The sequence below is a fragment of the Clostridia bacterium genome (genome assembly GCA_028698525.1).
Lineage (GTDB): Bacteria > Bacillota > Clostridia > JAQVDB01 > JAQVDB01 > JAQVDB01.
The window spans coordinates 1-5,953 of sequence record JAQVDB010000090.1 but is presented as its reverse complement, the minus strand read 5'-3'; the positions used below and the strand labels follow the sequence as shown (position 1 = coordinate 5,953).

7 protein-coding genes are annotated in these 5,953 nt (G+C 37.1%); all 7 read left to right on the top strand.

Going from position 1 to position 5,953, the window contains the following annotated elements:
* Positions 1-532, top strand: a 532-nt coding sequence (locus tag PHP06_10260; protein ID MDD3840924.1) for a hypothetical protein, incomplete at its 5' end; no start/stop codon positions are given.
* 398 nt (positions 533-930) lie between these two features.
* Entirely contained in the window at positions 931-1,116 is a 186-nt protein-coding gene (locus tag PHP06_10255) for a hypothetical protein (protein ID MDD3840923.1), read from the top strand.
* A gap of 525 nt (positions 1,117-1,641) precedes the next feature.
* Positions 1,642-2,157, top strand: coding sequence for a helix-turn-helix domain-containing protein (locus tag PHP06_10250; protein MDD3840922.1), 516 nt, complete (start codon positions 1,642-1,644; stop codon positions 2,155-2,157).
* Between the two features lie 1,047 nt (positions 2,158-3,204).
* Positions 3,205-4,722 carry a ComEC/Rec2 family competence protein gene (locus PHP06_10245; protein MDD3840921.1) on the top strand — a complete coding sequence of 506 codons (1,518 nt, stop codon included), beginning with the start codon at positions 3,205-3,207 and terminating at the stop codon, positions 4,720-4,722.
* Positions 4,723-4,739: 17 nt separating this feature from the next.
* A complete protein-coding gene (locus PHP06_10240) occupies positions 4,740-4,940 on the top strand; it encodes a DUF3006 domain-containing protein (GenBank protein MDD3840920.1) in 201 nt (66 codons plus the stop codon).
* A 29-nt stretch (positions 4,941-4,969) separates the two neighbouring features.
* Positions 4,970-5,347, top strand: a complete 378-nt coding sequence (locus PHP06_10235; GenBank protein ID MDD3840919.1) for an Arm DNA-binding domain-containing protein — start codon at positions 4,970-4,972, stop codon at positions 5,345-5,347.
* Between the two features lie 352 nt (positions 5,348-5,699).
* Positions 5,700-5,953, top strand: a 254-nt coding sequence (locus PHP06_10230) for a recombinase family protein (GenBank protein ID MDD3840918.1), incomplete at its 3' end; no start/stop codon positions are given.

Genomic DNA, 5,953 nt, shown 5'->3' with positions numbered 1-5,953 from the left:
CAAAGCGCATGAAAAGCATATCCCGGATTGGTTTATGGAACAGCCGCCAGAAATATTAAGACTGTTTTTGGATGCATATAGGCTGGGTGATGGCAGCACAAGAACGGTGGAAAGACAAGAAAGGAATCTGAGGTCGGTCGAGCGCAAGTATTTTACTTCAAGCAAGAGGCTGGCCGACCAGATCGGGGAATGCATCCTGAAGGTCGGGAATTACCCATATTTTTACCTTCAGAAAGTCAGTGGCAAAAGGTGCTCGTTCAGAAATGGGGATTACATCATAAACCATGATGTTTGGGTTATTGCTGAAAACACGTCCCAGCATTCGGTGCACAATGCTTCCCCATCTTGCAGACATAGAGGTATTCAGATAACCGAGGAATATTATGACGATATGGTGTATTGTGCAGAGTTGGAGAAAAACCACGTTCTATGGGTAAGGCGAAATGGGAGAACGGCATGGTGTGGCAATTGCCGTCATGCTTATGGTTTGCATATTGACCTGGATAAAGAGGTTGTTGATTCGGAGGAATAGATATGATAAAATAAATACAGAAAAAATGGTGAGAGAGGTGCGAAATGTCTACTGCAAACGAACGTGGGAACATAGAAATCCCTGGACAAGTAACATATTCTTCCGAAATATTTACTTTCCTCTTTTGGGAGATAGAAAGGCAAACACACCCGAGGCGCAAAATTATAATCAGGCGGAAAACAGCTTAGAAAGCATCTGAAAAATCAGGTGCTTTTCTTTTAAGCACACCTTCCACAGCAATGCCATAAGTGGTACAAAGGCAATAAAGCTAAACGATGTTAACAAGCGCCTTCGGGCGTTATTGTTTTGCTCTGGGTTAGTATTTGCGGAGCATAAATGCAAAGACCTGAGAACTGGGACTGACCAGTATAAAAAGTAACAGGAAAGGAGTTTTAATAATGGATTGGTTAAAGGAACTACTTAAGAAGGTCGGAATCGAAGAGGGAAAACTGGACGGTGTAATCGCTGACATCAACAAGGAGCTGCCAAAGCACTTCATACCGAAAGACAAATACAACGAAGTGGCAGAGGCAAAGAAAAAGCTGGAGAAAGATATTCAGGAGAAGGAAAGGCCTATATGTTAAGAATTGTTAAGGTTAAAATGAATTAGATAAGATAACCATGTTTAAAAAACATGACTAAACTTGACTTTTTTACAGAATTAGAAGGCTAATTATATTGAGTTTTCCAACGCAGTATAAAAGGCCAAAGATGAGAGATGCAACCTCACAAAACCTCACATTTAAACTACTAAGGAAACTATAAGCTAGGGGAGATAAACGAACAAAGGAAAGTAGAAGATTAGATCTATGAGAGGTTGGCAGATTAATATGCTAGCCTCTTTTTATGCTCAAAGATACAACAACGATCTAGCAGAACGGAGCAAGCGACACTATACACCATTGGAGCATATACAGGAGCAAGGCCAACGGAAAACAGGACAGAAAAGAGAGAGCGAAGGACATACAAGCTATATTCACCAATAAGAGGACTGATAAGACGTATTCTATACCCTACATAGGATAAGGCTATATGTAACTATGGGTAAGGCATAGACACGCTTAAAACAGCCATACGGAGCTTATAAGGCTATGAAGGATATAACGATTATGTATAGAATTATAAGACAGACATACCAAAAGATATACAGGGTACAGCATAGACAGCCTATGTATAGGGAGGTGGCAAGGGTGAATATACGAGAGGCGGCCAGTAGGTTAGATCTATCACCAACAACGATAAGACGTTGGATAAAGTCGGGCAGGTTGGAGGCTACTCTTATTGATGGGGCATACGGGGAACAATACGAGATAACGGAGGAGGCACTACAACGAGCTAAAGAGCAGGAGAATGTGCCTATAGTCATTAGCAATGTATCACAGGCCACAGAAAGAGAGTTACAGCGAGCTATAGAAAAGGTTGTAGCTGATACTATAGCCAATGAGCTAGAAACGATTAGGCAAGAGCTAGAGGACACCAGAAGGGCATTAGCAGAGGAACGAGAGAAGGACAGAGCTATACAGGAGGAACGAGACAAACAGTTGATGCAGGTTGTTAGATCTATACAGGAACAGCAGAAAGAAAAGGCCTTGCCCTGGTATAAGCGACTATTTAAAAGACGATAAGGGCATGACGGGATATTCCATCTCTACATAGTTAGATGCAGGAGTGGGTTCTCCAAATATGGGAGCTGAAAGAATATTGGTAGTGCAAATTTTGCACGAGCAAACCACAGTTTAGATCTTATAGGTAGATGCAGAATACTCTTGACTGTGCAAAATTTACACAGTCGGCTACTTCTAACCTTATCCAGAAATAGGACAAGGGTTATCCAGAAACTGGACAACAAAGATTCTTCTATAAGAGATACTTCTATAAAAGATGATGTTAACGACGCCATCAAATTTTACCATATGAAAGCACCAAAGGGGCAATTACAGAACAACCTCATGATGAAATACATCATATCCTATTTAGGGGCATTTATAGGCGATTAGAGCGCATATAGGCATTTAGGCATGTAATCATATTAGGACATGCTATTGAACGCATAAAAAGCAGGAATATGAAGGCCGACTATAGCAGATATGATATTTAGGTACATATCATATCGTTATGCACCAAATAGGTGGGTAGTGAAATACGATATCCCTATTCCTGATACAGTCAAACCAAAGTTGAAGATGTTCTATACTATTCGCCAAGCAATCATTTTGCGCATAGTACCACGTTAAAACACCAGAAAAGAGCATATTTTAACCATAAAATGGTGATTCTATATAGATTTTATACTAATAACTGGTAAAAATACATCGACATTGATAAAGATTTAACAAAGATAAAGATAAAGATAAAGATAAAGAAGAACATTCTTTATAGTGGTACATGAATATGATATAATTAATATATAGGTAAAACGTATATAAAAAGCAAAAGACCTAGAGCTGCAACTCTAGGCCAGTAGTTTAAAATAAGGCTCCGTCAAGCCCTTATCTATTTGCTTGTAACTACATTATAACGCAATCGTTGCATAAAATCAATAGGAAAATGGAAACGTCAAATGTAGTACAAGCGAATAGATATTGGTATAGATTGTCAAGACTCGCATATTGAATGTGAAGCTGATTTATTTTGTAAATGTTTCATGAAAAAAATTAAAAGGAGGAAGAAACTTGAATAAGTTTTTTAAATACTTGCCTGGCTTTCGAAGTGATAAGCTTTGGAAAAAAGTTATTGCTTCTGCATATTATATTATGGGGATACTTATGCTTTTTGCAGATTGGACAATGGGGTTGTTTTGGCTATCTAGTCCGTTTGTATTCTTTTCTTTTATCGACCTTATTCATCATAAGAAGAAAGAAAAGCCATTGAAAAAAGCATTAATTCCATTCTTGCTGTCATTTGCCTTAATGATAACAGGGTTAGCTGCTGAAGGTCCAGTTAAAAAGGAAGTAGCACAAAAACAACAAATGGAACTTGAAGAACAAGCAAGAATAGAAGAACAAGAGAAACTTGAGGAAGAGCGTAAATTAAAAGAACAAGAAAAGCTTGAAGAAGAACGTAAGCTGAAAGAAGAAGAAAGAAAGAAAGCTGAAGAAGAGGCAGAAAGGAAGCGTTTAGAAGAAGAAAAGAAAAAGCAAGAAGAGGCAGCCAAAAAAGTCGAGGGAGAAATGAAAGTACATTACCTTGACGTTGGACAAGGTGATAGTATACTCATACACACAAAAGATGTTGCTATGCTTATAGATACAGGTGATAGAGGTTATGGGGCTGGAATAGTGAATTACATCAAAGCTCAAGGCATAAACAAGCTAGATTATCTTATCTTGACACATCCTCATGCTGACCATATAGGTGGAGCTGTGGATGTCATAAACGCTTTTGATATAGATAATATTATAATGCCTAAGGTATCGCATACATCACAAACATTCGAGAATTTGCTAACAACAATACAGAGTAAAGGTATGAAAATTACTACACCAAACCCTGGGGATGAATACAAGCTTGGAGATGCCGAATTTATCATATTAGGACCTAATAGTTCAAGCTACGATAATCTAAATAACTATTCTGTAGTAAATAAAGTAATATTTGGCAATACGTCATTCTTGTTCACTGGAGACGCCGAATCGCAATCGGAAAGCGAAATACTTGGTGGAGGTCTCAATTTAAAAGCAGATGTGCTTAAAGTTGGACATCACGGTTCTGATACCTCTACGACGGAGAGCTTTTTGAAAGCAGTTACTCCCACACATGCCGTAATTAGCTGTGGCAAGGGCAATAAATATGGACACCCTGACCAATCTGTATTAACTAGACTAGGTAATTATGGTATCAAGGTGTATAGAACAGATGAATCTGGGACTATAATTATAACTAGTGATGGAGAAAATCTAACTTTTAATAAAGATGCTAGTTCAATAAAAAAGAACACACCACCTAAACAAAAAACAGAACAAAAGACAAAAACTGAACCCAAAGAACAAGCTGAACCTGAACAAAAACAAGAAGCAAAGCCAACACCTCCTGAAACTGATAATGTAGAGGAAGTGTATATCACAAATACTGGCAAAAAGTATCATCGTGGTAGTTGTGCCTCTCTCAAAAAAAGTAAGATACCTATTAGTTTAGAAAAGGCAAAAAAGGACGGTTATGAACCTTGTAAACGGTGCCATCCACCACAATAAAAAAAGGAGGTCATACTATGAAAGTTATCATCGATCGCTTTGAGGGTGACTATGCTGTAGTAGAACTGCCTGACATGTCTACAGTAGACATGTCTAAGCAGCTACTACCAGAAGGGGCAAAAGAAGGAGATGTAATATCTATATCGATAGATATAGAAGAGACTAAAAACAGAAAGGAAAAGATAGAAAAGCTAATGGACGAACTATGGGATAAATAGTATCATATTTTTTCAAGGAGTGATTATTAATGGCATATATCAGTAAAAGGGGGTCTACGTGGCATGTAAGATATTATGTAGGGAAAGATCCTGTTACTGGTAAAAAGATACAGCGTTCTAAAGGGGGATTTAGAACTAAGAAAGAGGCTGAACGTTTTGAACGAGAAGTAGAGGCAAGTCTTGACAATAACACATATATTGAACCCTCTAAAATAACTGTTAAGGAATATCTGGAAAAATGGCTAGAAGAATATTCAATTAATTTATCTCCTACTACAGTAGCTGGATACACTAGAAATATAAAAAATCACACAATTCCTTATATAGGACATATACCTCTACAAGAACTTCAACCAATTCATATTCAATCAATGTACAATACTTTACATTTCAAAACAACCCCATGAAAGGGTAGGAGATCCAAAACGAAACCCCATGAAAGAAAGATATTTAATAATGAATAAAGGGCTAACATATGCTAACATTTGCTAAGGTTAAGGCGACATAGACGACACCCTAAAAAGGGATATGTTAAGAATTGTTAAGGTTAATAGGAAATAAAGCAAGCAAAACCAACCCCATGACAGAAATATTAGTGTCTATGAAATCATATGATTTAATAAACAAAGAAAGATAAAGAAAAAGAGAAAGAAAAGAAGGAAAAAGGGCATAAATAACCTTAATTATTGTCTATGGTATTTGAATATGTTTTCATAGACAGATATAATATAGACAATAGGAAATGAAAGGGGTTATATTATGATATATGGATATATGAGAATTAGTACCAATAAAGAAAGTCAAAAGACAGATAGGCAAAAGCTAACACTTGAAAGGTATGCAGCAGATAATAATTTTAAATTTGATGCAATAGTAGAAGAAAGGGTATCAGGAACAGTTAAAGCAGAGAATAGGCCCATATATAAGGATTTAAAGACTAAGACATTAAGGGAAGGGGATATATTAGTTATTACTGATTTAGACAGATTAGGGAGAGATGCAGACGATACAAT

What these genes read in the sequence shown, in the direction of transcription:
- PHP06_10240 (MDD3840920.1), top strand. Translation starts at nt 4,740, where the DNA reads ATGAAAGTTATCATCGATCGCTTTGAGGGTGACTATGCTGTAGTAGAA.
- PHP06_10255 (MDD3840923.1), top strand. Translation starts at nt 931, where the DNA reads ATGGATTGGTTAAAGGAACTACTTAAGAAGGTCGGAATCGAAGAGGGA.
- PHP06_10250 (MDD3840922.1), top strand. Translation starts at nt 1,642, where the DNA reads ATGTATAGAATTATAAGACAGACATACCAAAAGATATACAGGGTACAG.
- PHP06_10235 (MDD3840919.1), top strand. Translation starts at nt 4,970, where the DNA reads ATGGCATATATCAGTAAAAGGGGGTCTACGTGGCATGTAAGATATTAT.